Below are 25,647 nucleotides of genomic sequence, written 5' to 3'. Positions count from 1 at the left end.
ACAAAAGCCATGATTGAGAATATAAATACCTTTTTACAAATACATCCGCATGATAATGTGCTGGTTGCCCTGCAGGATATTGCCAAAGGAACCGTTGTGCCATTTAACGGCGACAATATTACCCTGGTAACTGATGTAGCCGCCAAACATAAATTTACCATAACCGATCTTAACAAAGGGCAGGAAATTTACATGTATGGGGTATTGGTTGGCAAGGCAAACCATCACATCCCAAAAGGAAACGCCATTACTACCGAAAATATACACCACGCCGCCAGCGATTTTAAACTGGGCGAACGCAAGCTGAACTGGCATAAGCCAGAGGCTGATAAATTTGCAGGAAGAACATTTTTAGGCTATCACCGGCAGGATGGTTCGGTAGGTACAGCTAATTACTGGCTGGTTATTCCGCTGGTGTTTTGCGAGAACCGTAACATTATGGTGCTAAAAGACGCATTGGTTGAAAAACTGGGCTTTAAAAAAGCGAAAAGTTATGAGGACGAGGTAGAGAGTTTAATCAGCCTTTACCAAACCGGCAGTTCGGTAGAATCTATTTTAAATGCCGACCTGCAAATAGAAACGGCGCAAAAGACCTCTAAAAAGCTGTTCGAGAACATAGATGGCATTAAGTTTTTAACGCACGATATGGGCTGCGGCGGTACCAAGTCAGACTCCGACGCTTTATGCGGGTTGCTGGCAGGATATATCACCCATCCAAACGTAGCAGGCGCGACTGTACTAAGCCTGGGCTGCCAGCACGCGCAGGCCGCTATCCTGGAAACAGAAATAAAAAAACGCGATCCCAATTTTAAAAAGCCGCTAATCGTACTCGAACAACAAAAAATAGGCAAGGAAAGCACCTTGATGCAGGAGGCATTAAAGCAAACTTTTGCAGGCCTGATTGAAGCCAATAAACAGGAAAGAAAACCTGCCCCAATATCAAAAATATGTATTGGCTTAGAGTGTGGCGGGTCGGATGGTTTCTCGGGTATATCGGCTAACCCTGCATTGGGTTATGTGTCTGATGTGCTGGTTAGTTTGGGTGGCAGTGTTATACTGGCCGAGTTTCCTGAGCTATGCGGTGTTGAGCAGGAACTAAGCGACCGTTGTATTGATGTAGATACCGCTCAAAAATTTATGCACCTGATGCGTACCTATAATGCTAAGGCCGAAGCTGATGGCTCTGGTTTTTACGCCAACCCATCACCCGGAAATATTAAAGATGGTTTAATTACCGATGCCATTAAATCTGCAGGCGCGGCAAAAAAAGGTGGTAACTCGCCGGTTGCCGCGGTGCTGGATTACCCGGAGAAAGTAACCAAACCCGGCTTGAACTTATTATGCACACCGGGCAGTGATGTAGAAAGCACTACTGCCGAAGTTGGCTCGGGCGCTAACATTGTTCTGTTTACAACCGGCTTAGGCACGCCAACAGGTAATCCTATTACCCCGGTTATCAAACTATCAACCAATACCCGAATTTTCGACCGTATGCCCGATATCATCGATATTAACTGCGGAACCATAATAGAAGGAACAGAAACTATTGAACAAGCCGGCGAGCGCATATTAGAATATGTAATACTGGTGGCCAGCGGCATTGTACAACCAAAATCTGTACAGTTAGGGCAGGACGATTTTATCCCTTGGAAAAGAGGAGTTTCGTTGTAAGCAGCCTCCTCTAAACGGTGAAACCATCATAAACACCATATAGAAACAAACTTAAATGTGAATAATCTCCCCCGGTAGAGGAGACTTGAATAAAATGTTTGACAATTAAAAAAATAAAAAGGCCCTCCCTACCGGGGAGGGTTAGGAGGATTAAATGTTTAGTTTAAAAGGAAAATCAGCCATAATAACAGGCGGTGGAAGTGGAATAGGAAGAGCAATATCTTTATTGTTTGCAAAGCAGGAAGCAGTTGTACATATCATCGAATTAGATATTGATGCAGCAAAAAATACGGTTGATGAAATAGTAAAAGCGGGCGGTTCGGCCTTTGCGCATAGCTGTGATGTGAGCGATCAGCAGCAAATGGTGGCAATCTATCAAAGTATTGGTGTAATAGATATCCTGGTAAATAACGCGGGCATTGCCCATATTGGCATGGCCGATACCACCAGCGAAAAAGATTTCATCAAAATATTTAATGTAAATGTTAGAGGCGTATACAATTCGCTGTTCGCGGCTATCCCGTTAATGAAAGAAAATGGCGGCGGTGTGATTTTAAATATGGCCTCGGTAGCATCATGGGTAGGTATTGTGAGCAGGTTTGCTTATTCCATGAGTAAGGGCGCTGTTGCAGCAATGACCATGTCTGTAGCGCGCGATTATGTTGATAATAACATACGCTGTAACAGCTTGTCGCCGGCAAGGGTACATACCCCTTTTGTCGACGGTTTCATCGCCAAAAACTATGCGGGGCAAGAAACAGAGATGTTTGAGAAACTATCCAAAAGTCAGCCAATTGGCCGCATGGGTAAACCCGAAGAAGTGGCATCGCTGGCATTATACCTGTGCTCTGATGAAGCTGGGTTTGTAACGGGTTCTGATTATCCGTTGGATGGCGGATTTATGAAATTGAATAACTAAACAGGAAATATAGCCTGGCGGCGATTACTCACCCGATCATCGCTACGCTCCATCACCCTCTCTTCGGCAAGCCGTAAAGAGGGTTAATAAAAAAGATAATAAAAATAAAAGTGAAGCCAACCCTCTTTCCGCGCAGCGAAGAGAGGGTCGCGCACGAAGTGCCGCGGGGTGAGTCAACGGCGCGCGTTCTATAAGAGAATATTTAAAAGACTAAAACATATAACATGAAACTAATCAGGTGGGGCAACCCCGGCAAAGAAAAAACAGGTGTACTAATTAACGATATCAAATACGATACATCAGCCTTTGGCGAAGATTATAACGAGCAGTTTTTTGAAACTGACGGGTTGGCAAGGCTCAAAAAGTTCCTGGCTGATCATTCCGGAAAACTACAGCAGGTTGGCGCTAACGAACGTTTAGGCAGCCCTGTTGCAAGGCCATCAAAAATTCTTTGTATCGGTTTAAATTATGCTGATCATGCTAAAGAAACGGGTGTTGCGCTACCTACAGAGCCGGTACTGTTCTTGAAATCAACCACAGCGCTGGGTGGTCCGTTTGATGATGTGGTTATCCCTAAAGATTCTGTTAAAACGGATTGGGAAGTGGAGCTGGCCATAGTTATCGGCAAAAAAGCAAGCTATGTGGATGAAGCTGACGCTTTGAATTATGTGGCCGGTTATATGCTGCATAATGATGTAACAGAACGCGGGTTCCAGTTTGAGCGCGGCGGTACCTGGGACAAAGGCAAAGGCTGTGATACTTTCGCGCCGATGGGCCCGTTCATGGCAACTGCCGATGAGATTAAAGATATAGACAATATGCGCCTTTGGCTAAAGGTAAACGGTAAAACCATGCAGGATGGCAATACCTCCAATTTTATATTTAATGTACCGGTTGTTATTGCTTATGTGAGCAAATTCATGACTTTATTACCGGGCGATATTATCTCAACCGGCACGCCAGCGGGCGTTGGGTTGGGCTTTAACCCGCCGATATATTTAAAAGCCGGTGATGTAATGGAACTGGGTATTGATGGACTTGGCGAATCAAAACAAGTGTTAAAAGCATATGTCAAGAATTGATTCGCATCAACATTTTTGGCAGTATGACCCGGTGCAGCACGCCTGGATCAATGATGATATGGAAATTATCCAACAGGATTTTTTGCCCGTTCATTTGGAGCCTATCTTACAGGAATATGGCATTAACGGCTGCGTTACGGTACAGGTAGATCAAACAGAAGAAGAAAATGCAATACTGTTGGGTCATGCCGCCAAACATGATTTTATAAAAGGTGTGGTTGGCTGGATAGACCTGAAAGCGGAGAATATTGAAGAGCGCTTAGCCTATTACAAACAATTTGAAAAGCTGAAAGGCTTCCGCCATATATTACAGGGTGAAGCCGATAGGGCCTTTATGTTGAATACCGATTTTAAACGTGGCATATCCAAATTAAAACAATTTGGTTATACTTATGACATTTTGATCTATACCGATCAGATAGCTTATGCTAATGAGTTTGCGGCGGCGTTCCCTGATCAGCCTTTTGTTATCGATCACATCGCGAAGCCAAAGATAAAAGAGAAAGATATAGACGGATGGGCAAAGGATATGCGGGCAATAGCAAAAAATGAAAATGTGTATTGCAAGGTATCGGGCATGGTAACAGAGGCCGATTGGAAAAACTGGAAGATAGCGGATTTTACACCTTATCTGGATGTAGTATTTGAAGCTTTTGGTATTGACAGGATAATGTACGGCTCCGACTGGCCGGTATGCCGTGTAGCGGCAACTTATGGTGAAATGATGGGTATTTGCGAAAGTTATGTCGCTAAACTTTCTGAGGCGGAACAAGGTAAGTTTTGGGGTGAGAATGCGATTAGATTTTATGGACTTTAAAGGATAGAGCGGTGGGTTCCCCTCTTGAGAGGGGCGAGGGGTGTGTTATACGCGCGGTTAACACACCCCTGCCATTACACAAGTCCATCGCGCCCTCTCTCAAGAGGGGAATTGTATAAAGAGAAGAAACAACCAATTAAAAACATTAAAAATGGATCTGCAGTTAAAAAACAAAGTGGTTATTGTAACCGGCGGCGCAAAAGGAATAGGCGAGGGCATAGTTAGATTACTGGCAAGCGAGGGCGCTATACCTGTAATTATTGGCCGTAAAGCCGAAGACAATTTAAAGGTTGCCGATGACCTGAAAGCACAGGGCTTTGAGGTTTTCCAGGTTGCTGCCGAGTTGACCGAACCCGCCGAATGCGAGAAAGCGGTAAATGCCGTAATAGCCAAATATGGCCGCATAGAGGGTTTGATAAACAATGCCGGTGTTAATGACAGTGTAGGTTTAGAGAAAGGCAATTACGAGGATTTTATGCGCAGTCTGCACCGTAACGTGGTGCATTATTACCTGATGGCAAAATTCGCGTTGCCCGAGCTGAAAAAATCAAAAGGTAATATTGTAAATATAGGCTCGAAGGTGGCAGAGACCGGGCAGGGCAATACATCAGCCTATGCTGCTGCTAATGGTGGCCGTAACGCCTTAACCCGCGAATGGGCGGTTGAATTATTACCTTACGGGATAAGAGTAAACGCGGTTATTGTGGCCGAATGCTGGACACCGCTGTATGATTATTTTATCCATACACTGCCAAATCCCGAAGAAAAATTAAAAGAAATTGTAAAAAATATCCCGTTAGGGCACCGCATGACCACTACTGAAGAAATTGCTAATACGGTGGTATTCCTGTTGTCAGAAGTATCAAGCCATACAACCGGGCAATTGATACACGTGGACGGCGGCTATACACATTTAGACAGGGTTATTGAATAAAAAAAAATAAAAGGCGTCATCGCGAGCGCAGCGCGGCGATCTCTCTACACGATAGGGTACAACCTACCTGTTGTGTAGAGATTGCCACACTCGTTCCTCATTCGCAATGACGCTTCATTTGTTATATTTAAGATGAAGGTAGGATTATTTATACCATGTTATGTAGACCAGTTTTATCCCGGCGTGGCTATTGCTACCCTGCAATTACTGGAAAAGCTGGGGGTAGATGTGGTATATCCGCAAAATCAAACCTGCTGCGGGCAGCCCATGGCTAACTCCGGTTTCCAGGATCTTTCTAAAGGTTGCAGCGACCTGTTCATTAAAAATTTTAACGAGTTTGATTATATCGTATCCCCATCGGGCAGTTGCGTATTGTATCTGCGCGAGCATTTAAGCGAAACCGGTCATCATAACCCCGATTATTTGGGCAATAAGGTTTATGAACTAACGTCATTTTTAACCGATGTGTTAAAGGTGGAGACTTTAACGGCCAGCTTTCCGCATAAAGTTGGTATGCACATCAGTTGTCACGGTCAGCGCGGTTTGCATTTAAGCTCGATGAGCGAGTTGGTAGCGCCCGGTTTTTCTAAACCCGGCAGCCTGTTAAACATGGTGAAGGATATTGAAATGATAGAACTGAGCCGTATTGACGAATGCTGCGGCTTTGGCGGTACGTTTTGCGTGACCGAAGAAGCGGTATCTGTAAAGATGGGAAAAGACAGGATCGCGGATCATTTACTGCACGGCGCCGAATATATTACCGGCGCGGATATGTCATGCCTGATGCATTTGGAAGGGATATTAAAACGCCAGGGCAGCAACGTAAAAGTGATACATATAGCCGAAATTTTAAACGCCGGGGGAAATGGAAGTAATAACTAAGGACCACGCCGAACTAGCCGAAAACTTTAACCGCGATGAAGAGCGGGTAAACTGGCACGACGAAACACTTTGGTGGGTGCGCCAAAAGCGCGACAAGATGGTACACCAGTTGCCCGAGTGGGAACAACTGCGTGAAGCGGCATCGGCCATAAAAAACAATGTGCTGGGTAACCTGCATAACTACCTGCAACAATTTGAAGCCAACGCGCAGGCCAATGGCATAACCGTTCATTGGGCGGCTGATGCGGCAGAGCATAACCAGATCATACATCGCTTGCTTAATGAGCACCAGGTTACCCGCATGGTTAAAAGCAAATCTATGCTTACCGAAGAGTGCGGATTGAACGAATACCTGCATGAACATGGCATAGAAGTAATAGATTCTGACCTGGGCGAACGTATTGTACAACTAGCCAAAGAACCACCGAGCCATATTGTATTGCCCTGCATCCATAAAAAGAAAGAAGAAATTGGCGAACTGTTCCATCAATATTTAGGCACACCGCTGGATGTAAGCGATCCGCAGGTATTAACCGAGGCGGCCCGTGGTCACTTGCGCGAAATATTTATAACCCGTAAAGCGGCCCTAACCGGCGTAAACTTCGCGATAGCCGAAACTGGCGAATTTGTGGTTTGTACCAATGAGGGTAATGCCGACATGGGCGCACATTTAGCCGATATCCACATAGCCAGCATGGGTATTGAAAAACTGATCCCCGAAAAGAAACATTTGGGCATATTTTTAAGGTTGTTAACCCGTAGTGCTACCGGGCAGCCTATCACCACTTACAGCAGTCATTTTAAAACCCCGCGCATGGGGCAGCAAATGCATATAGTATTGGTAGATAACGGGCGCACGGTGCAGTTGGGCCGCGAAGATTTCAGGAACTCATTAAAATGTATCCGTTGCGGGGCGTGTATGAACACCTGCCCGGTATATCGCAGAAGCGGCGGGCATAGTTACCATAACGCTGTTGCCGGGCCAATAGGCTCTATCCTCGCGCCAAACCTGGATATGGAAAAATATAAGGATCTGCCATTCGCGTCAACACTTTGCGGATCGTGTACCAATGTGTGCCCGGTTAAAATTGATATTCATGACCAGTTGTATAAATGGCGGCAGGTATTAGTTAAAAAGGGTTTAGCGCCTACAGGTAAAACGATAGGCATGAAAGTTATGGGCGCTACGCTATCATCGCCAACCATATATCGGCTGGCAGGTAAAATGGGCAGGTGGACGTTAAAATACGCACCGTTTGCGGTAAACAATAGTTTTAATCCGTGGTATAAACACCGTGATATGCCCGAGCCACCTGAGCAATCATTCGGCGAATGGTATAAGCAGAACCGGGGCAGCAAATAAAGTGTATACGGGTGTATATGGGTGTATATAGTGTATACACTTACCGTATACACCTACAGTGAAAATAAATAGTATGACCACGAGGGAAAAAATATTAGCGGCAGTTGCCAATAATCAGCCACCAAAAAGTGAGCTGCCTGACTTGAGCGCGTTTAAAACCGGCGAGGTGGGTTCTGTAGAGCAATTTGTGCAGGTATTAACAAACATTGGTGGCAAGGCTATACACGTAAATAGCTGGGAAGAGATAGCGGCATTTATTACTGAAAATTATAGCACAACAAGAGTTGTAACGCCAATTGCAGAATTAACCGGTTTTAAAGGCATCCCGGAAAACTCCGATCCGCATGGGCTGTATGATGTAGAACTGGCGGTTATTAAGGCCCATTTCGGTGTAGCCGAGAACGGCGCGGTCTGGATAACCGAAGATAATATGGGTTTGCGGGTATTGCCATTTATAACCCAGCATTTAGCAGTTGTAATTGATGGCGGCGAAATAGTACCAACCATGGCCGAAGCTTATGATAAAATAAGCCTGTTACCGTCTTATGGTTTTGCATCATTCATAGCAGGGCCATCAAAAACTGCGGATATTGAACAGTCGTTGGTTATAGGTGCACATGGGCCGCGGAGTATGACGGTGTTTATAAAAACGTAATTATTTGTTCACGCGCATGCGAATAGAATGAAATAAGATTACTGACAATATAGCGCCACCATTTTATGGTATTAATCATCGGTAACGTAAGTATGTTGATTGAATATTGGAACAAATGAAACAGATCACTTCGACTTTTCCATTTGTTCTACTTTTTTGTTTAGCCATTGCATATTATATTTTTCAATGTCGCTAAAAGTTTCATTATATATTTTATTCGCTGGTTTATTATTTTTATCAATTAAACTATAATCCGTTGGTTTGTAACCATATCTATCGTACATTTCGTAAAGCATCCAACTGGTCATGGTCATATTTGGGTAGCTATTTTTACCATCATAACAGCCTTTTAGATATGAATCGTCAATCTTTACATATTTTGTAAATTTGAACCAACCCTCTGTTATAACTTCTTCCATTTTACCATTTGTTAGATGCGAGTAATAATAGCGTGGCCCAGTGTTAATCTCGCAGAACGGAACGCCGTTTAAACTGGATGTTGTTTTGAACTCGAACAAAGTATCATTGATTGCTCTGAAACTATTTTCATTGCACTTATTATCATTTTCCTCTTTTTCTTTTTCACTTTGGAAAGTCAATTCAGGGTTAATAGTTGTTCCATATAATTTGTTTGCTCTTTTATCAACCACGATAACATTTTTCTTTTCGTTTATTTGGGAATGGTCTTTTGAAAGTAATGAGAAATAAATGTTATCAAACCAATTGTCTTCATTTTTAACATAATTTTGATAGCTCATAGTATAATATATCAAATCGTCACTATCAGCCTCGCTATCAAAATCGCTATCGCTTTTATCAGTGTGTCTTAGCGTGTTTTGAAGATAGATAAACTTAGGTGCTAATTGCATATCAACCAAGTATGACGGAGAAATTATAATTGAATTATTAGCTGTAATAGAATTGAATTCTATTATGTTTTTTGACCTTGAATTATTTAAGGTAAAAGTTTCGTTAAGATATTTTACTTTTGGAATTATAGTAACTATTTTAAAATCAGGAAGTTTTTCTGATATCGTAAGATCAGCTTTTAAATAAAAAAAATCATTCCCATTTTTCAAAACAGCAACATTTTCAGGATCATTTAATGGGATAATTTGATCATACTTTACTTCTGCTATTTTTTTTCCTTCCAAATTATAAAAGCCTTTTTTATCATTTTTTTCTACCTCAATGAGGCCATCAATAGTGCCATTTATATTGTGTATTAGATCATATTCAGCAGGAATAATTTCCTTTAGTTCAGGGTTGACTAAACCCATTTTATAAGTTGGCTTATCATCGTGATTTTCTTTAGCCATATCAGGAAACATGAAGTATGTATTTAACTTCCCTTTTACAACGAAGTAATAAGTTTTATCATTTATATGTTGGAACCAAACCACACTGTCATAGTTGGTTTTTAAATGACTGGCTGTTTTTAATGAAGCTAAAGTGATGGGATCAAATGAAGCTGCCTGCTTTAAAATTTCATCCTTTTCAACAAAGTTAATATACGCGGTATAATCAGTTATAAATTGCTTTACGTCTGCCTGAGATATTTTAAATTGATTTGTATTAGTTTTTCTAAGGGTAAGAATTAAAAAAGACGGCTTGGGTTTAAAAGGTTTATATATTAAAACAAGAGGCACTTTGACTTCTATTTCATCAGAGTTGTTTTTTATAATTTCTGAAGCCTCAACGTTTAGCTCAACTTTTAGTGTAATATCGTCTCCATCAATAGTCGGTAGATATTGAATCAATTTTTCAATCGACGGGGCCTTTTTTCCTTGCCAAAAACAAGTATTTAATGAATCAAGACTCCCTTCGGCTATAATTTTATTAAACCTTGCTAAAAATTGTTTTACCTCGGTTATTTCACTCTTACGTGAGTTTCTAAAATGGAAAAAAAGAAAAACTGCAACAATTAAAATTGCAACTAACGAAACGATAAAGAACATAGGTTTGGCTTTCATAAGTATGATAGATAGGTTGCCCTAATATACAGATATTTAGAATACTTAACATTGCAATGTTATAATCTTCGTTACAAAAATGCTCGATACTTTGTTGTATTTAAATTATTACACAGACAATTTTATAAAATATCACCTAATATTGAATTTATTGTAACTTTATTCACCAAACCAAATTAAACCAAACATCTAAAATATTTATAATGGAGAAAAGACGCGATTTCATCAGAAAGGTGGCTATTACTACCGGCGGCATTGCTTTAGGCAGCAAAGCTTTCAGTTTTACGGCATCAAGTTATAAAAGAATTATCGGCGCTAACGACCGTATCCATGTAGCCATCATCGGGCTTAATGGCAGGGGCGGCAGCATGTCGGGCACGTTTGCTCATCAGCAAAATTTGATGATAAATACCGTTTGCGATGTGGATTCAAGAACGATACCTAAAGTGCAGAAATCTGTATCGGCAATAACCGGGCAGGCCGCGCCAAAAGGCGAGGGCGATGTGCGTAAAGTGATGCAGGATAAAGATATTGACGCGGTTTACATTGCCACACCAGATCACTGGCACGCGCCAATGGCTATAATGGGTTGCCAGGCAGGCAAACACGTATATGTAGAAAAACCATTGAGCCATAACCCGCACGAAGGAGAATTAGCAGTACAGGCTGCACGTAAATATAACCGTATAGTACAAATGGGGGCACAGCGCCGCTCGTCGCCACAGGCTATACAGTGTGTGGAAGAATTGCATGGCGGTGTTATAGGCCGGGTATATTTTGCAAAAGCCTGGTATACCAATAACCGTAAAGAAACCTTTTTAAAACCAGCACCGGTACCCGATTGGTTGAATTACGACCTATGGCAGGGCCCCGCTCCGCGCAAACCTTATCAGGACGGATTGATCCATTATAACTGGCATTGGTTTTGGGATTACGGTACAGGCGAAGCATTAAACAATGGTACGCACGAGGTTGATTTTGCCCGCTGGGGCCTGAATGTTGATTTACCAACAAGGGTAAGCTCGGTAGGCGGTAGGTACCAGTTTAAAGATGACTGGCAAACACCCGATACACAAATAGTAACGATGGATTATCCAGATCGCGTATCGCTGATGTGGGAGAACAGGAGTTCGAACGGCAGGAAGATAGAAGGTGCGGACCGTGGTGTAATATTTTATGGCGATAAGGGCAGTTTGGATAGCGACGGAGAAGACTATACCATTTATGACCTAAGCGGAAAAATGATAAAACAGGTAAAAAAACAAGGACCGGCCGAAGATGCAGCGATACAAGGCAGAAATACCGCCAGCCCGAGTTTGGGTATGGATAGTTTGCACGTTGCTAACTTCCTGGATTCTATCCGTAATAATAAAAAACCAAACTGTGATGTAGAGCTGGGATATAAGAGTGTGGTAGCAATGCAATTAGGTAACATTTCATGGCGTGTTGGACGCGACTTGCACCTGGACCCTAAGAACGCGCACATACTGAATGACCCCGAAGCACAGAAATTGTGGAGCCGTACTTATGAACCGGGATGGGCACCTAAAGTTTAAATTCTTGTTATATATACAGATGAAGAAAAATTTATTACTGATACTGTTCCTGTCTATTTCGTTAGCGTTTATTAATGAAGTAAAAGCGGCCAAAGTTGATACGGTAGAAACCTACAGCGACGCCATGCACAAAAAAATAAAGGCGGTAGTGTATACACCTGAGGGCTATGAGCAAGGCAAGGAATATCCCGTGGTCTATTTATTGCATGGTGCAGGAGGTAAGTATTCCGACTGGGCAAAAAGCGCTGCTAAATTAGGGGTAAGCAGTGATTTGTATCATGAAATTATAGTTTGTGCTGATGGTAGTGTAAATAGCTGGTATTTAGACAGCCCTGTTGATCCGGCCTATAAATATGAAACGTATGTAGCTAAAGAGCTGATAGCGTATATCGACAAAAATTATAAAACCATAAAAAGCCGAAAAGGCAGGGCTATTACCGGTTTAAGCATGGGCGGACATGGCGCGCTGTATTTGGCCATTAAACACCAGAATGTTTTTGGCGCGGTAGGCAGCATGAGTGGCGGGGTTGATATACGTCCGTTCCCTAACAATTGGGATATGGCTAAAAGATTGGGAAGCTACGCCGAATACCCCGAAAACTGGGAAAAAAATACGGTTACTAATATGCTGTATTTACTAACCCCAAATTCATTAAGTATAATTTTTGATTGCGGTACCGAGGATTTCTTTTATAAAGTGAACCTTGAACTGCATAAAAAATTGCTGGAAAGAAATATCCCGCACGATTATATCGCACGCCCCGGCGGGCATACATGGCCGTACTGGGTAAACTCCCTCAATTACCAATTGTTGTTTTTTAATGGATATTTTAAAAAGAATAATCCGCAATTAAATTAAGGTGTTTGGGTATTGAAAATTAAGCGGCGGGAGTAGTGTGTTTTAAAAGTGTACCAAGGTGTACCCAAGTGTATCAACGTGTACATGGTACAGTACATTTATGTTTCACTGTTGCCTGATTATAATTAAGCTTTATATTCGCACAAAAAATATTACTAAAATTTATGTCGTATCAACCTTCAGAAAAACGTTACCAATCCATGCCCTATAAGCGCAGTGGCAAAAGCGGTTTAAAGCTGCCTGCTGTATCATTGGGCCTATGGCACAACTTTGGGTATTATGACCAGTTTGAAAACTGCCGCAACATTATAAAAACGGCTTTTGATAACGGCGTTACCCATATAGATCTTGCTAATAACTATGGCCCCCCTCCGGGTTCGGCCGAGGAGAATTTTGGCAGGATATTGCATTCTGATTTCAGGGACCATCGTGATGAGCTCATCATTTCTTCAAAAGCCGGTTATACCATGTGGGATGGCCCTTACGGCGATTGGGGCACCAAAAAATATTTGGTTTCCAGCCTTGACCAAAGCCTGAAAAGAATGAAGCTGGATTATGTTGATATATTCTATCATCACCGCCCAGACCCTGAAACACCATTGGAAGAAACCATGGCGGCCCTTGATCTTATCGTTCGCCAGGGCAAAGCTTTGTATGTTGGTATATCAAATTACCAGGCACCCGAAGCTAAAAAAGCAATACAAATGTTAAAGCAAATGGGTACACCTGTTATTATCCATCAGCCTAAATATTCCATGTTTGAAAGATGGGTAGAAGGCGGTTTGTTAGATGTGCTGGAAGAAGAAGGAATAGGCTGCATCCCATTTTCTCCATTAGCCCAGGGCTTGTTAACCGATAAATACCTGCACGGCATACCTGCAGATTCACGGGTGGTAAAGATTGGTGATTCGCTTACCGAAAGCAACATCACCCCCGAAACTATAGAGAAAATTAAAAAACTAAATGACCTTGCTAAACAACGTGGCCAAAAGCTGGCACACATGGCTTTGTCATGGATATTAAAGGATGATCGCATAACATCGGTATTGGTTGGTGCCAGCAAACCCGAGCAATTGCTTGACTCGTTGAATTGTTTATCGAATACCAAATTCACGCAGGAAGAATTGAATATTATCGACGGTATTTTAAAATAGACTGCTATTTCAAACTACTTAAAGCTCAATCATTTTTTAATGATTGGGCTTTTTTTATTGACTGATATTTCCTACTATAAAAACAGGTTAGTACTTTAGCATCAACCAATTATTATACTTATCATGAAATCACTTACCGGTAGGGCGTTAATAGCCGCTATAATTTTATTTTCTTTATTTTTTTCACAAACAGTTAAATCTCAGCAGGTGCCTTTTACCGGCGAAAAATCTACCTGGCATGAAGGATTTGACAGGTATGATTTTATTATGGATGAAGAAACGCTGGCTATTACTCCTTATAAAGCTCCCGAAAGCGAAAAATTTGGCGTAAAAGATCCGGAGAAGGGCCAAAGGCGCTGTATTATTGTTGTACCTAAAAAGGCGGCAGCAGGTAATCCGTGGTCATGGCAGGGATGTTACTGGGACCATCAGCCACAGGCCGAAATAGAATTGTTAAAACGCGGTTTTTGCATTGCTTATATTTCGGCAAATGCTACATTAAAACCCGGCAGACAGTGGGATGCCTGGTACAAATTTTTAACAGAGCAGCATGGCTTATCTGCAAAGCCATGTTTTATAGGCATGAGCAGGGGAGGCGAGTATTCTTATATGTGGGCAACTACACATCCCGATAAAGTATCCTGTTTATATACGGATAACCCCGGTGGTAATCGTGATAACCTGTTAAAATTGGGCGAACTGGCAAAATATGATGTGCCTATACTGCACGTTTGCGGAAGCATAGACCCGATATTGAATAAATACTCAAACGCGATTGAAAACATATACCAGCAGTTTGGCGGCAGAATATCTGTAATGATAAAAGAAGGATTTGGCCATCATCCGCATAGTTTACATGATGCTAAACCAATTGCCGATTTTATGGAGCATAGCGTTTATGAAGAGAAAATACCTGTCCCCGCATTCGCCAATAACTCAACAACTAAAACAGCCTATTATAGCTCTGCCAATATTTATAAATATGTTCCGGTTGAGGGGGCGTTTATTACTTTCCGCGGTCCGTTATTTACGGGTTGTTATAATAAGTACGAAGTTAACCTGCAAGGTGTAGAAGCATTTACCACCATAATTGAACCTGCTAAACCTGCGCCGGGTAACCCATGGGTATTCCGGTCAGACTTTGTAAGGCGCGACGCGGCGGTTGACCAGGCTTTGCTTGCTAAAGGTTACTACATTGTTACCGGGGCTGTAGGCTATAATTCTGATGGCCCCCAACTGGTCCAGTGGAATTTGATCTACAGGCATCTTACAGATCACGGATTTTCTAAAAAACCTGTAATGGAAGGTACAGGAGCAGCTGCGGGCGAGGCCATTGCATGGGCTATTGAAAATCCGGATAAGGTTTCGGCTATATATGCTGAAAATCCAATACTTAAAACTAAAGTAATGAGTAAAACTGCACCGCTTGATAACTTAAGTCCACTGGCAAAAGCAAACATACCCGTACTATTTATTTCGGGTAGTAATGACCCATCACTTGCTGATGAAACCCGGGTAGCAGAAAAACGATACAAACAAATGGGCGGAAAAATTACCGTAATTGTTAAAGCGGATGAAGGTCATTATATTTTATTAAAAGATACAAAGCCGGTTGTTGATTTTATTTCTGCCGCGGTTAAGTAGCGTAAATCTATCCTGTTTAATTACTAATTACAACGACTAATAAAGTTGCCCTTGTGAACCAACAAAACCTTATTTAAATAAGGTTTTGTTGGTTATCTAAGGTTTTTTTCATTATCCAGCCAAGACCATTAAGGTTAAAATGCAAATAAAAGATCGATTTGGTTACATAATCATATCAAATTAATAAAGTAATTGTAAATTTTGCATTAATTTATTAATTTACCTCTCTTTATATAAAGTAGACAATAGCGGGGAAAAACTTAAAGGACTTTATTGTGGATGATTTAAATGAAAAATTTTTATTAACTCAAATTTCTATTGGTGATGACGCTGCTTTCTCTGAAATTTATGCAGCCTATCAGCCATTATTATATCGGTTTGTAAATAGATTTTTAAAGTCTACTGCGATTTCAGAAGAAATTTGCCAGGATGTGTTTATTAAATTATGGGAGAAAAGACAAAACCTGTTATATATTGAATCATTAAAATCTTACTTGTTCACGCTGGCAAAAAATCAAGCTTTTAACTTATTAAAAAGGTCTTCGCTTGATAATAATATCAAGGCAGAAATTCTTTACTCCTATATACCAGAAGAAAATACTATTGAGGATAAGTTACATGCCGATGAGTATATGCAATATATAGAAAAGGTACTTAATACCTTACCATTACAAAGCCGGGAGGTGTTCCGTTTATGCAGGCAACTTGGCAAAACTTATGATGAAGCTGCTAATGATCTGGGTATTTCCAGAAATGGAATTAAAAAACACATGGTTAGATCCATGAAAGTCTTAAAATATAATGTCCAAAGAGATTTTGGAATACCATTAAGTATTATTTTGGCAATAATATTCAACAGTTAAGCCAATAGTTTAAAAAATCTTCATTTTTACAGCAAAAGCTTACTTTGTTTTTAGTGTTTTTTTATAAAACACTAAAATATAATGTATAGTTAATCTTTTATTTATCCTGTTATTAAATTATTTTTAATTTTTTATTGCTTTGGGGTACCCTAAATGCTGTTTTAATTGTCTGGTGGTATGTAAGGTAATTATAAATGGAGGAAAATATACTTTTAGATCAATTAGTTGAGCGTTATATTGACAATCAGGCTTCAGAAAAGGAGCTTGAGGTTTTTTTCTTTCTGTTAGAACAGGGAAAGCTGGATGATATCCTTATGAAATATATGGATAAAAGTCAGCAAACATATATAACAAATAACATATCCTTAGCATCTCAAAAACCAGGAAAAGTCAAATTTATATATAACACCCGGGCAGTAGCAGCGGCAGCTGTTGTGCTTGTTTTTTTGTTGGCCGGAATTTTTTTATATAACACCCGGGTGCTTAATCAGGATACTGCTGTAAAATATGCCCAGATATCAACACATAACGGCGAATTAAAGTCAATAGAGCTTAGTGATGGTTCAATAGTTTTTTTAAATAGCAATAGCACACTTAAATACACTGACAATTTTAATGGCGATAAACGTATGGTTGAGCTTTTAGAAGGCGAGGCCTATTTTGATATCAAGCATGATGCGGCCAAACCATTTGTGGTTAAAACAGGTAAAATCCTTACCAATGTTTTGGGTACTTCTTTTAATATACGTTCATTTAAATATATTAATGAAGTAAAAATTACGGTAACTAAAGGCAAGGTTGGTGTGCAAAGCAATTATACAGAGCCTGCGCATATACGCCAGGTGATTTTAATACCCGACGAACAGGCTGATATAAACAGGAATACCGGGAGCATTATAAAAAACAAAGTAAAATCTGCTGATATTTTGAACTGGAGAGAAGGGGGACTTTATTTTGATAATGAAAACTTCAGGGATGTTTCTGCCATACTCGAAACCAAATTTGGCTATGCCATTAAGTTTGCTAATGATGATATACCTAATTACAGGTTTACTGCCGGCTTTAAATCAACAGAAAATCTTATAGATATACTTAACGCGCTGTGTCTGGCTAATAATCTTAAATATAAAATAGCCAACAAAACTGTATTACTAAAAATCGCTAAAAATAAATTAAAGCCTATGATTAAAAAACAAACTAACCCAATTTAACAAAAAAACCGGCAGGTACTTACACCTATCCGGCTTTAATCTTGACAAGATCAGCATCGTAACGCCAATCACTCACTGATCAGGTCATTCTTTTATGTTTCTAATTAATGTATTTATTAACCTAAAAACACAAATCAAAGGTATGGAAAAATATACCATTGCAATAAAACTTTCATTATTCAGAATTATGAAATACACCTTTTACATTTTCATAGTCACATCAATATTCTCACAGCTACTAATGGCTAAAAGCTCCGCAGGGCAAACCGTTAGAGATGTGCATATAGATCTGGATGTTAAAAACAAAACCTTAAAAGAGGTACTGGCAGCAATACAGCAAAAAAGCGGCTTTCAGTTTGTATATAATGAACAGTTGGTTTCACCCTATTATGTAAGCTATACAGGCAAAAATAAAACAGTAGAAATTATTCTCAATAGTGTCTTAAACAAAACCCTGCTGGCTTATAAAGAGCAGCAGAGCAAGCTTATTATTGTAGAAAAACCTATTGAAGCGCGCCCTGTTTCAGCACAATCGGCTATTGAAAAAACAATTACAGGTACAGTTACCGATAACAATGGCGAAACCTTGCCGGGTGTAACCATAAAAATTAAAGGCACAACCAAGGGTACACAAACAGATATAGATGGAAAGTATAATATAAAAGTACCTGACAATACTGCAACATTAGTATTTTCTTTTATAGGATATGAGACCCAGGAGGTAATAGTAGGGAACCAAATGGTTATTAATATAAAGCTAAATGCCGAGGCCCACGGCTTAAATGAAGTTGTTGTAATAGGTTACGGTACCAAAGCTGTTCGTGAAAATACGGGTTCTATTGGCAAAATAACCGGCGAAAAAGTTAGCAATGAACCCCTGCCTAGTTTTAATGAGGCGTTGGCAGGTAAAACCGCAGGTTTACAAGTAAGTATGAATGGCGGCGCTCTGGCCGACCCGACCAGCATACGTATACGTGGTGTAAATTCTATTTCAAGTTCGTCACAGCCGTTAATTGTGATAGATGGTATTCCGCAGATCAACGAAGGCAACTTAAACCGTATCCGTGCTGGTGGTGGAACACGCTTTGATCCTTTAGCATTGCTTAATTCAAACGATATTGAATCTATTGAGGTATTGAAAGATGCCGGGGCCGCGGTAATTTATGGTTCAAGGGCATCAAACGGAGTTATATTGGTAACAACTAAAAAAGGTAAAAGTGGTACAGCCAAAGTATCTCTCGACTCTAAATTTGGCTGGAGCGAGGCTTCGAAAAAGCCACCGGTATTAAACGGCTCCGATTACATCACTATACAAAACGAAAAGGCGCTTAACAGGTATGGAGCAGCATCACCCAACGCTATTATTGCAAAAAGTAATGATATAAATGGTGATGGCGTGCCTGATAATGTGAACTGGATGGACCTGTTATATAAACAGGGGAAAACCTATGATAACAGTGTTTCCTTTTCGGGAGGATCTGAAAAAGCAACCGTATTTGGCTCTGCCAGGTATATCACTCAGGAAGGTATTGTTATCCCTAACAAATTAACTACCGGTCAGGCCAGGCTAAATATTGATGTTACTCCGCAAAAATGGTTTAAGGGCGGTATTAGTTTATCCTATGGTCGCACACTTAATACAGGGGTTTTAACAGATGGATATGTGCAGGGTGTAAATATTTCAGGGTGGCAGGCTCCATCCAACGTATCGCCTTACAATCCAAGCGGCCCATACGGCTTTAACTTAACACCGGGCGCTACAGGCGGATACCTTGGCGCGGGTAATAATACAACCCAAATTGGTGGCAGCAGTATTACTTCTAATAACTGGTTCAACCTGATAGCCATGTCAGCACTTACCCGTAATGAAAACACGGCGAATGATACCAGGTTTAATATTTACGGAGAGCTAAAACTGTTAAAAGGATTAAGTTTTACTTCTAAATTTGGTATTGAGTATCTGGGTAACTTTGAAGACCAGTACACTAACCCGGCTATTGGATTTTGGGGAGTGCCTTATAATGGCTTGTTACTGTACTATACTACTAACTGGTCTGAGTGGGTTTGGCAAAACTACTTTAATTACTCTAAACTTTTTGGTGGGAAACATAAACTTACAGCAGTAGCCGGTACAGAGTATCAGCATAACCATTATCAGGCCTATTCAACCGGGGCCGCTAACTTAGCTGATCCATTTTTTAATGAGATTGTTAGTGGTTCATTTACCAATATTCCTGTTGGGCAAACAGCAACCTATGATCAAACTAACGGCGATGTATACAGTTCAGGGCTAATATCCTACTTCTCTCGTATTGGTTATGCTTATGATGAAAAGTATTTGGTGGAGGCATCTTTTAGAGCTGATGCTTATTCTGCATTTGGCGCTGCCCATCAATGGGGTTACTTTCCAAGCATATCTGTAGGTTGGGAAGCTACAAAGGAGAAATTTTTGGCAAATAATAAAATACTTAGTTATTTAAAATTGCGGGGTAGTTATGGCCAGGTGGGTAACTCGCGTTTAAGTAGCGTGTACGCGGCCCAAACCTTATATAGTGGCGCGGCTTATGGTACTTTAAACGGATTCAATATTTCGCAGGTAGGTAACCCTGATCTGCGTTGGGAAACATCCAAAAAAACAAATGTTGGCTTTGATGCAACTCTTCTTCAAAAATTCAATATTACTGCTGATTATTTTAATACCGCTGTTGACAACCTGATATTAAGCGCGCCGGTTATTGCAACTACCGGTGTACCGGGTACTTCGATATCTACCAATATTGGTAATATGCGTAATAGAGGCATAGAGTTTAGCCTTAACACGATGCTTATTAATAGAAAAGACTTTAACTGGTCAACATCTTTTAATTACACACACCTGTGGAATAAAGTATTATCATTGGTAAGCACTAATAATAATGCAGATATTACCAGCGGTAACAACGTAGCCAGTATAGGCAGGCCGTTAAGTACTTATAAATTGATTAATTGGGCCGGTGTTGATCCTAACACAGGCAACCCTACATGGTATGCTGCTAACGGTACTGTTAAAGAATATCATTTAGGCGCCAGCGGAAGCGGTTTATGGACAGATTTGAGTGGCAACCCTGTATCGCCAATTACTGTAGCCTCTGATGCGGCTTACCTTAACAAAAGCGGCTTACCTACATGGTATGGTGGCTGGGATAATACTTTTACCTACAAGAGTTTTGATCTGAATGTTAGTATTATTTATTCTGGCGGTAACTATATTTACAATTCATCGCGGGCATCAATGCTAAGCAATAATGTTCAAAACAATTTTAGCGCTATCCTTGATCGGTGGACCACACCGGGGCAGGTTGCTAATGTGCCAAAACTTTACTTGGGCGATAATACCGCAAATATCGCGTCAACCCGCTTTTTAGAGAAAGGTGATTTTGCAAGGGTAAGAACAATTGCCCTTGGTTATACACCCAAAAAGCTTTTCCTGAATAAATTTGGTGTTAGCAGAGTAAGAATATATGCTCAAATATTTAATCCATTCCTCATCACTAAATACTCTGGCCTTGATCCGGATATTAATACAAGTGTAAGGGCTGGCAGCAATATAGCGGCGGGTACTGATGCACTGGGAACACCGCAGGCCAAAACTGTTACTTTAGGTATAAACGTGAATTTTTAATATTAAAAATTACAGATCATGCAACTTAAAAAATATTATATAGGATTAATGTTAGCTGGTGTAGTTATAACATCATGCAAAAAAAGCGATTTATTTGAACAACCATTGGATGCTGTATCGGCAGCAACCGCTTTTAGCACGCCCGACCGGATAGATAAATCAGCTACCGGGATGTATGCTGCAATGCAAAACCCCAACTGGACATGTGGCCGGCACCTTATTTATTGCGATTTAATGGGGCTTGACGCCAACCCTGCTCCATATTTTGCACAAGTAGGTTATTTTGATAAAATGAGTGCTAATGATGGTATTGTTTCTGCAGCATGGACGGCTGCTTATAATACCATTTATGTAACCAACCTGTTTGTAAAAAACTTTACAGCTGTACAAAGTATGGTTCCGGCTGTCAAAGCAAGCCAGTATCTTGGCGAAGCATCTTTTATAAGAGCGTATAACTATTTTTATATGATCAATTTTTGGGGTAAACCTTATCTTGATCCCGCCGGCCCGACAAATAATCTCGGCGTACCGTTAGTGCTTACTGCTTCAACAAATGCTTTTGATGCTTCTAGCTTTATACCACGCTCAACGGTTAAACAGGTATATGATCAGATTGAAAAAGATTTGCTGGATGCCGAGCAAAAACTACCACTAAACTACCCCGGTGATAGTTATACTACTGTGTCAAGGGCCACAAAAAGTGCCGCCAGAGCTATGCTGATGCGCTTATACCTGTATGAAGGTCAATGGGCTAAGGCCGTAACTTATGCTGATCTGGTAATTAATTCAGGCCTGTATAAATTGAATGCTACGCCCGAAGTTGCTTTCAGAAATTATACCACCCAGGAATCTATCTTTTCTATAGCTTTTAGCGGATCGAACAATCCGGGCAGGAATAATGCCCTTGCCGCTCACTACTATCCTGGTATTAGAAATGATATTACTGTTAGCCAAAGTTATTTGTCATTGATGGATACTACGGTTGATTTAAGGTATAAAAACTTAGTTCTTAAAAGCAATAACCTGTTCTGGAGTAACAAATACATTAGCTTTCCGGATTGGGCACCGCTGATAAGGTATTCAGAAGTCTTGCTGGTTAAGGCCGAAGCTCTTGCCCGCCAAAGTATTAGTGTAGTTGATCCTACTGCTTTAGGATTGTTAAACCAGGTACGCGCCCGCTCAAAAGCCAGCGTAGTGATAGCAGCAACACCACAGAGCCTGATTGATGCAATTTTAAAGGAAAGAAGAATTGAACTTGCTTTTGAAGGGCAATCTTACTTTGATTTTCAAAGAAACTTGCTTGATTTGCCAGCACATACTACAGTTACAGCTCAGCCTTATGGCACCAACTTTAGGTTGTGGCCTATACCACTTCGTGATATAAATATTATGCCTACGCTTGTGCAAAATCAGGGTTATTAATCAGTAATATAGTTAAGGGCAACAATTATTTACTTGTTGCCCTTTTATAAAAAAAGTTAATAGATTTAAATTATGAAAAAAACATTTTGGTTATTAATTGCAATGGCTGCTTATACCTGCACATTTGCGCAATCGCCGGTTATTATACAAAAAGATCCGCTTATAGAAAAAATGGTTAGCGAGGTATCTGCCGACTCATTGCATGCCAACATTCTTAAACTGGTAAGTTTTGGCACGCGCAACACTTTAAGCACAACAACAGACCCTAAAAGAGGGATTGGCGCGGCCCGTAACTGGATATTAAGCAGGTTCAATACTTACGCTAAAACATCGGGTGGAAGGCTTACAGTTAAATTAGATACCAATAATTACCGGCCCGATGGTAAACGGGTAGACGTACCTGTTATACTTACCAATGTGGTTGCCACTTTAAAAGGTACTGATCCTAATGATCATCGCGTGTTTATAATCAGCGGCCATATGGATAATATGCGTACCAGCGTGATGGATCGCGAAGGCGACGCACCTGGCGCCAACGATGATGGCAGTGGATCAGCAGCAGTAATGGAATGCGCACGCATTATGAGTAAGCAATCTTTCCCGGCAACCGTGATATTTGTTACCGTATGCGGCGAGGAGCAAGGTTTAATAGGTTCAAATTTTATGGCAGTAAATGCCAAAAAAAATGCCTGGGAAATTGGAGCCGTACTGAATAACGATATAATGGGCAGCAATAACAGTAATGAAACCAATATTATCGAAAATACAAAAGTACGGGTATTTAGCGAAGGCTTGCCTGCCGTTGGAATGGATGCTCAAAAAGCTGCAGCCATACGTGCTTCAGGTTTGGAAAATGACGGGCCTTCACGGCAGTTAGCACGTTATATTAAAGAAACAGGTGAGCGCTATGTTGATAACCTGGAAGTATTTATGGTTTATCGCCCTGATCGTTTTGGGCGTGGGGGCGATCATCAGTCTTATCAGCTACAAGGATTTACCGCGGTACGCATTACAGAAATGAATGAAAATTTTCGTCATCAGCACCAAAATGTACGCACAGAAAATGGACTTGAATATGGTGATTTACCGGAATATATGGATTTTGAATACCTGCGTAAAAACACAGCTTTAAATTTATGCAACCTGGCAAATTTAGCCAAAGGGCCATCAACACCGTTAGATGTAACTATATATACGGCCGGTTTAGGCGGAAACTCTACTTCTTTATTATGGAAGGCCCCGGCAACAGGTAAACCAAAGGGTTATTATGTGATGATGAGGGAAACTACAAGCCCGGTATGGCAAAAAAAAATCTTTACTACTGATAATACAATAAAACTACCATACTCTAAAGATAATTACTTTTTTGCTGTACAATCTGTTAGTACAGATGGTAATGAAAGCTTACCGGTAGTGCCTTCTGTTTTACGCAGAACGAGTCCCGCAGCAACGCCCGCGGTACCACCTAAAGGCCAATAGGTCTATGTCAAATGCCTCCGGCTGTGTTCTGGGGCCAATACAATAGATAGACTATTGTAAATGATGATAAATTGGCTATTGCAAATAGCCAATTTATCATCATTTCTCTTTTTTGAAAAAATCCAACATTTTCAGAATTAACCTGCTGCGACTTATCTAAGTAAACAATTAAAAGCAGTAATACATCTCAATATTTTTTTATACTTTTAAAAATATAACTTAATAGTTATCAAGCCATAGGTTGCAAAGCCTAACCAATTATAATAAACCTTTTAATCCATATTAAAACGCACACTATCATGAAACGGATATTATTCATAATTCCATTTTTATTACAGTTTCATTTTGCGTTTTCAAATAAAAGTTATGATACCCTTTTATCAAAGCTCAATTCCACATTGGATAAAAAAAAATTGTATGATGATGAAAAGCTGAAAGGAATTGAAAAATTGCAAAATAGTTTACAAGCAGCAAGCAGCGGAGATCTAAACTTAAAATATGCTATTTATTTAAAACTTTATCATGAATATAAAAGCTTTAATTATGCACAGGCATTTAGCTATGCGCAAAAACTACAGCAAACCGGCCGTTTATTAAATGACCCGGTAAAAATTGCCTTCAGCAGAATCAAGCTTGGATTTATCCTGCTTTCATCAGGCATGTTTAAAGAAACATTCGACTCGTTAAAAACCGTTAATGTTAAATTACTGGATAATGAAGCTAAAAAGGAATATTATTTTTTGACGGCCCGAACGTACTATGACCTGGCGGATTTTGATAAGGATAACTATTTCACGCTCATCTATAATAAAAATGCAGGAAAATATATTGATTCGGCAGCTGCATTGTGTAACAGAAATTCTTTTGAATATATTTATTATAACGGATTAAAATATTTAAAAACCGGCAATACAAGTAAGGCTGTTGATGAGTTAAAAATGCTTATTGATCATTACCGTTTAACAGACCACGAGTTTGCAGTTACCGCCTCAACTTTAAGTGATATTTACATACGGAAAAATACACCTGATAAGGCCATTGAGCTATTAATTACCGCTGCTATGGCTGATGTGCGGTCGTCTACAAAGGAAGCTGCAGCAATGACAACTTTAGCACAATTATTGTATAAAAACGGCGATGTGAAAAATGCCTATGTATACATTAAACAAGCTATGGACGACGCTATATTTTACGGTGCCAGGCAACGGAAATTGCAGGTAAGCGCCATATTGCCCATTATTGCCAGCGACAGGATAAATAATGAAATGGAACAAAAACGCGCGTTGTTTTTCTTTGCATCGTTGTTAACGGTATTGATATGTGTGGTAATAGTATTTGCGGTTATTATTTACAAGCAGCTGCAAAAGTTAAGAATTGCTGATAAAATAATTTTAGAAACAAACCATAATCTGCAAAATACCATTATCGAATTAAACGAAGCAAATACAATAAAAGAAGAATATATTGGCTATTACTTTAATCTTATTTCTGAATACATTGAT

19 protein-coding genes are annotated in these 25,647 nt (G+C 40.2%); 18 read left to right on the top strand and 1 reads right to left on the bottom strand.

Translation table 11 applies throughout. The features are described from left to right. The first annotated feature begins 9 nt into the window (after positions 1-9). From JWR23_RS16775 to JWR23_RS16740, 8 genes are all read left to right on the top strand, one after another. Positions 10-1,671, top strand: a complete 1,662-nt coding sequence (locus JWR23_RS16775; RefSeq protein ID WP_299517502.1) for a UxaA family hydrolase — start codon at positions 10-12, stop codon at positions 1,669-1,671. A 154-nt stretch (positions 1,672-1,825) separates the two neighbouring features. Beyond that, positions 1,826-2,590 carry an SDR family NAD(P)-dependent oxidoreductase gene (locus JWR23_RS16770; RefSeq protein ID WP_299517500.1) on the top strand — a complete coding sequence of 255 codons (765 nt, stop codon included), beginning with the start codon at positions 1,826-1,828 and terminating at the stop codon, positions 2,588-2,590. A gap of 224 nt (positions 2,591-2,814) precedes the next feature. Beyond that, entirely contained in the window at positions 2,815-3,672 is an 858-nt protein-coding gene (locus tag JWR23_RS16765) for a fumarylacetoacetate hydrolase family protein (protein ID WP_299517499.1), read from the top strand. After that, positions 3,659-4,489 carry an amidohydrolase gene (locus tag JWR23_RS16760; RefSeq protein WP_299517498.1) on the top strand — a complete coding sequence of 277 codons (831 nt, stop codon included), beginning with the start codon at positions 3,659-3,661 and terminating at the stop codon, positions 4,487-4,489. The genes JWR23_RS16765 and JWR23_RS16760 overlap by 14 nt, the downstream gene beginning before the upstream one ends. A gap of 151 nt (positions 4,490-4,640) precedes the next feature. Beyond that, positions 4,641-5,423 carry an SDR family oxidoreductase gene (locus JWR23_RS16755; protein WP_299517496.1) on the top strand — a complete coding sequence of 261 codons (783 nt, stop codon included), beginning with the start codon at positions 4,641-4,643 and terminating at the stop codon, positions 5,421-5,423. 132 nt (positions 5,424-5,555) lie between these two features. Beyond that, positions 5,556-6,305, top strand: coding sequence for a (Fe-S)-binding protein (locus JWR23_RS16750; protein WP_299517495.1), 750 nt, complete (start codon positions 5,556-5,558; stop codon positions 6,303-6,305). Then, positions 6,289-7,668, top strand: a complete 1,380-nt coding sequence (locus JWR23_RS16745) for a lactate utilization protein B (RefSeq protein WP_299517494.1) — start codon at positions 6,289-6,291, stop codon at positions 7,666-7,668. The genes JWR23_RS16750 and JWR23_RS16745 overlap by 17 nt, the downstream gene beginning before the upstream one ends. A gap of 73 nt (positions 7,669-7,741) precedes the next feature. Next, complete coding sequence (locus JWR23_RS16740) at positions 7,742-8,323, top strand: LUD domain-containing protein (protein ID WP_299517493.1); 582 nt, start codon at positions 7,742-7,744, stop codon at positions 8,321-8,323. Positions 8,324-8,448: 125 nt separating this feature from the next. On the opposite strand, the gene JWR23_RS16735 is transcribed toward JWR23_RS16740, so the two are convergent. Continuing rightward, positions 8,449-10,296: a WG repeat-containing protein gene (locus JWR23_RS16735; RefSeq protein WP_299517492.1), complete on the bottom strand. Its 1,848-nt coding sequence runs from the start codon at positions 10,294-10,296 to the stop codon at positions 8,449-8,451. 203 nt (positions 10,297-10,499) lie between these two features. Here JWR23_RS16735 and JWR23_RS16730 point away from each other — a divergent pair, with 203 nt between their 5' ends. The 10 genes from JWR23_RS16730 to JWR23_RS16685 all read left to right on the top strand — a co-directional run. Then, a complete protein-coding gene (locus JWR23_RS16730; protein WP_299517491.1) occupies positions 10,500-11,852 on the top strand; it encodes a Gfo/Idh/MocA family oxidoreductase in 1,353 nt (450 codons plus the stop codon). 19 nt (positions 11,853-11,871) lie between these two features. Continuing rightward, positions 11,872-12,711, top strand: a complete 840-nt coding sequence (locus JWR23_RS16725) for an alpha/beta hydrolase family protein (protein WP_299517490.1) — start codon at positions 11,872-11,874, stop codon at positions 12,709-12,711. 164 nt (positions 12,712-12,875) lie between these two features. Continuing rightward, positions 12,876-13,865 carry an L-glyceraldehyde 3-phosphate reductase gene (gene mgrA, locus JWR23_RS16720; RefSeq protein WP_299500265.1) on the top strand — a complete coding sequence of 330 codons (990 nt, stop codon included), beginning with the start codon at positions 12,876-12,878 and terminating at the stop codon, positions 13,863-13,865. A gap of 123 nt (positions 13,866-13,988) precedes the next feature. After that, complete coding sequence (locus tag JWR23_RS16715; RefSeq protein ID WP_299517489.1) at positions 13,989-15,509, top strand: hypothetical protein; 1,521 nt, start codon at positions 13,989-13,991, stop codon at positions 15,507-15,509. Between the two features lie 275 nt (positions 15,510-15,784). Further along, the gene (locus tag JWR23_RS16710) at positions 15,785-16,372 is read left to right on the top strand and encodes an RNA polymerase sigma factor (protein WP_299517487.1); all 588 of its coding nucleotides are present in this window, start codon (positions 15,785-15,787) and stop codon (positions 16,370-16,372) included. A gap of 194 nt (positions 16,373-16,566) precedes the next feature. After that, positions 16,567-17,583: a FecR family protein gene (locus JWR23_RS16705; RefSeq protein ID WP_299517486.1), complete on the top strand. Its 1,017-nt coding sequence runs from the start codon at positions 16,567-16,569 to the stop codon at positions 17,581-17,583. A 241-nt stretch (positions 17,584-17,824) separates the two neighbouring features. Beyond that, positions 17,825-21,244 carry a TonB-dependent receptor gene (locus JWR23_RS16700; protein ID WP_299517485.1) on the top strand — a complete coding sequence of 1,140 codons (3,420 nt, stop codon included), beginning with the start codon at positions 17,825-17,827 and terminating at the stop codon, positions 21,242-21,244. Positions 21,245-21,262: 18 nt separating this feature from the next. Continuing rightward, positions 21,263-22,666 (top strand): RagB/SusD family nutrient uptake outer membrane protein, encoded by a 1,404-nt coding sequence (locus JWR23_RS16695; RefSeq protein ID WP_299517483.1) that lies wholly within the window; start codon positions 21,263-21,265, stop codon positions 22,664-22,666. A 72-nt stretch (positions 22,667-22,738) separates the two neighbouring features. Next, entirely contained in the window at positions 22,739-24,145 is a 1,407-nt protein-coding gene (locus JWR23_RS16690) for a M20/M25/M40 family metallo-hydrolase (protein ID WP_299517482.1), read from the top strand. A 299-nt stretch (positions 24,146-24,444) separates the two neighbouring features. Continuing rightward, the coding region (locus JWR23_RS16685; protein ID WP_299517480.1) for a DUF6377 domain-containing protein at positions 24,445-25,647 on the top strand (1,203 nt) is incomplete at its 3' end.

Source organism: Mucilaginibacter sp. (assembly GCF_028288205.1).
Taxonomy (GTDB): domain Bacteria; phylum Bacteroidota; class Bacteroidia; order Sphingobacteriales; family Sphingobacteriaceae; genus Mucilaginibacter.
The sequence above is the reverse complement of the archived record's forward strand: the minus strand, read 5'-3'. Positions and strand labels throughout refer to the sequence as shown.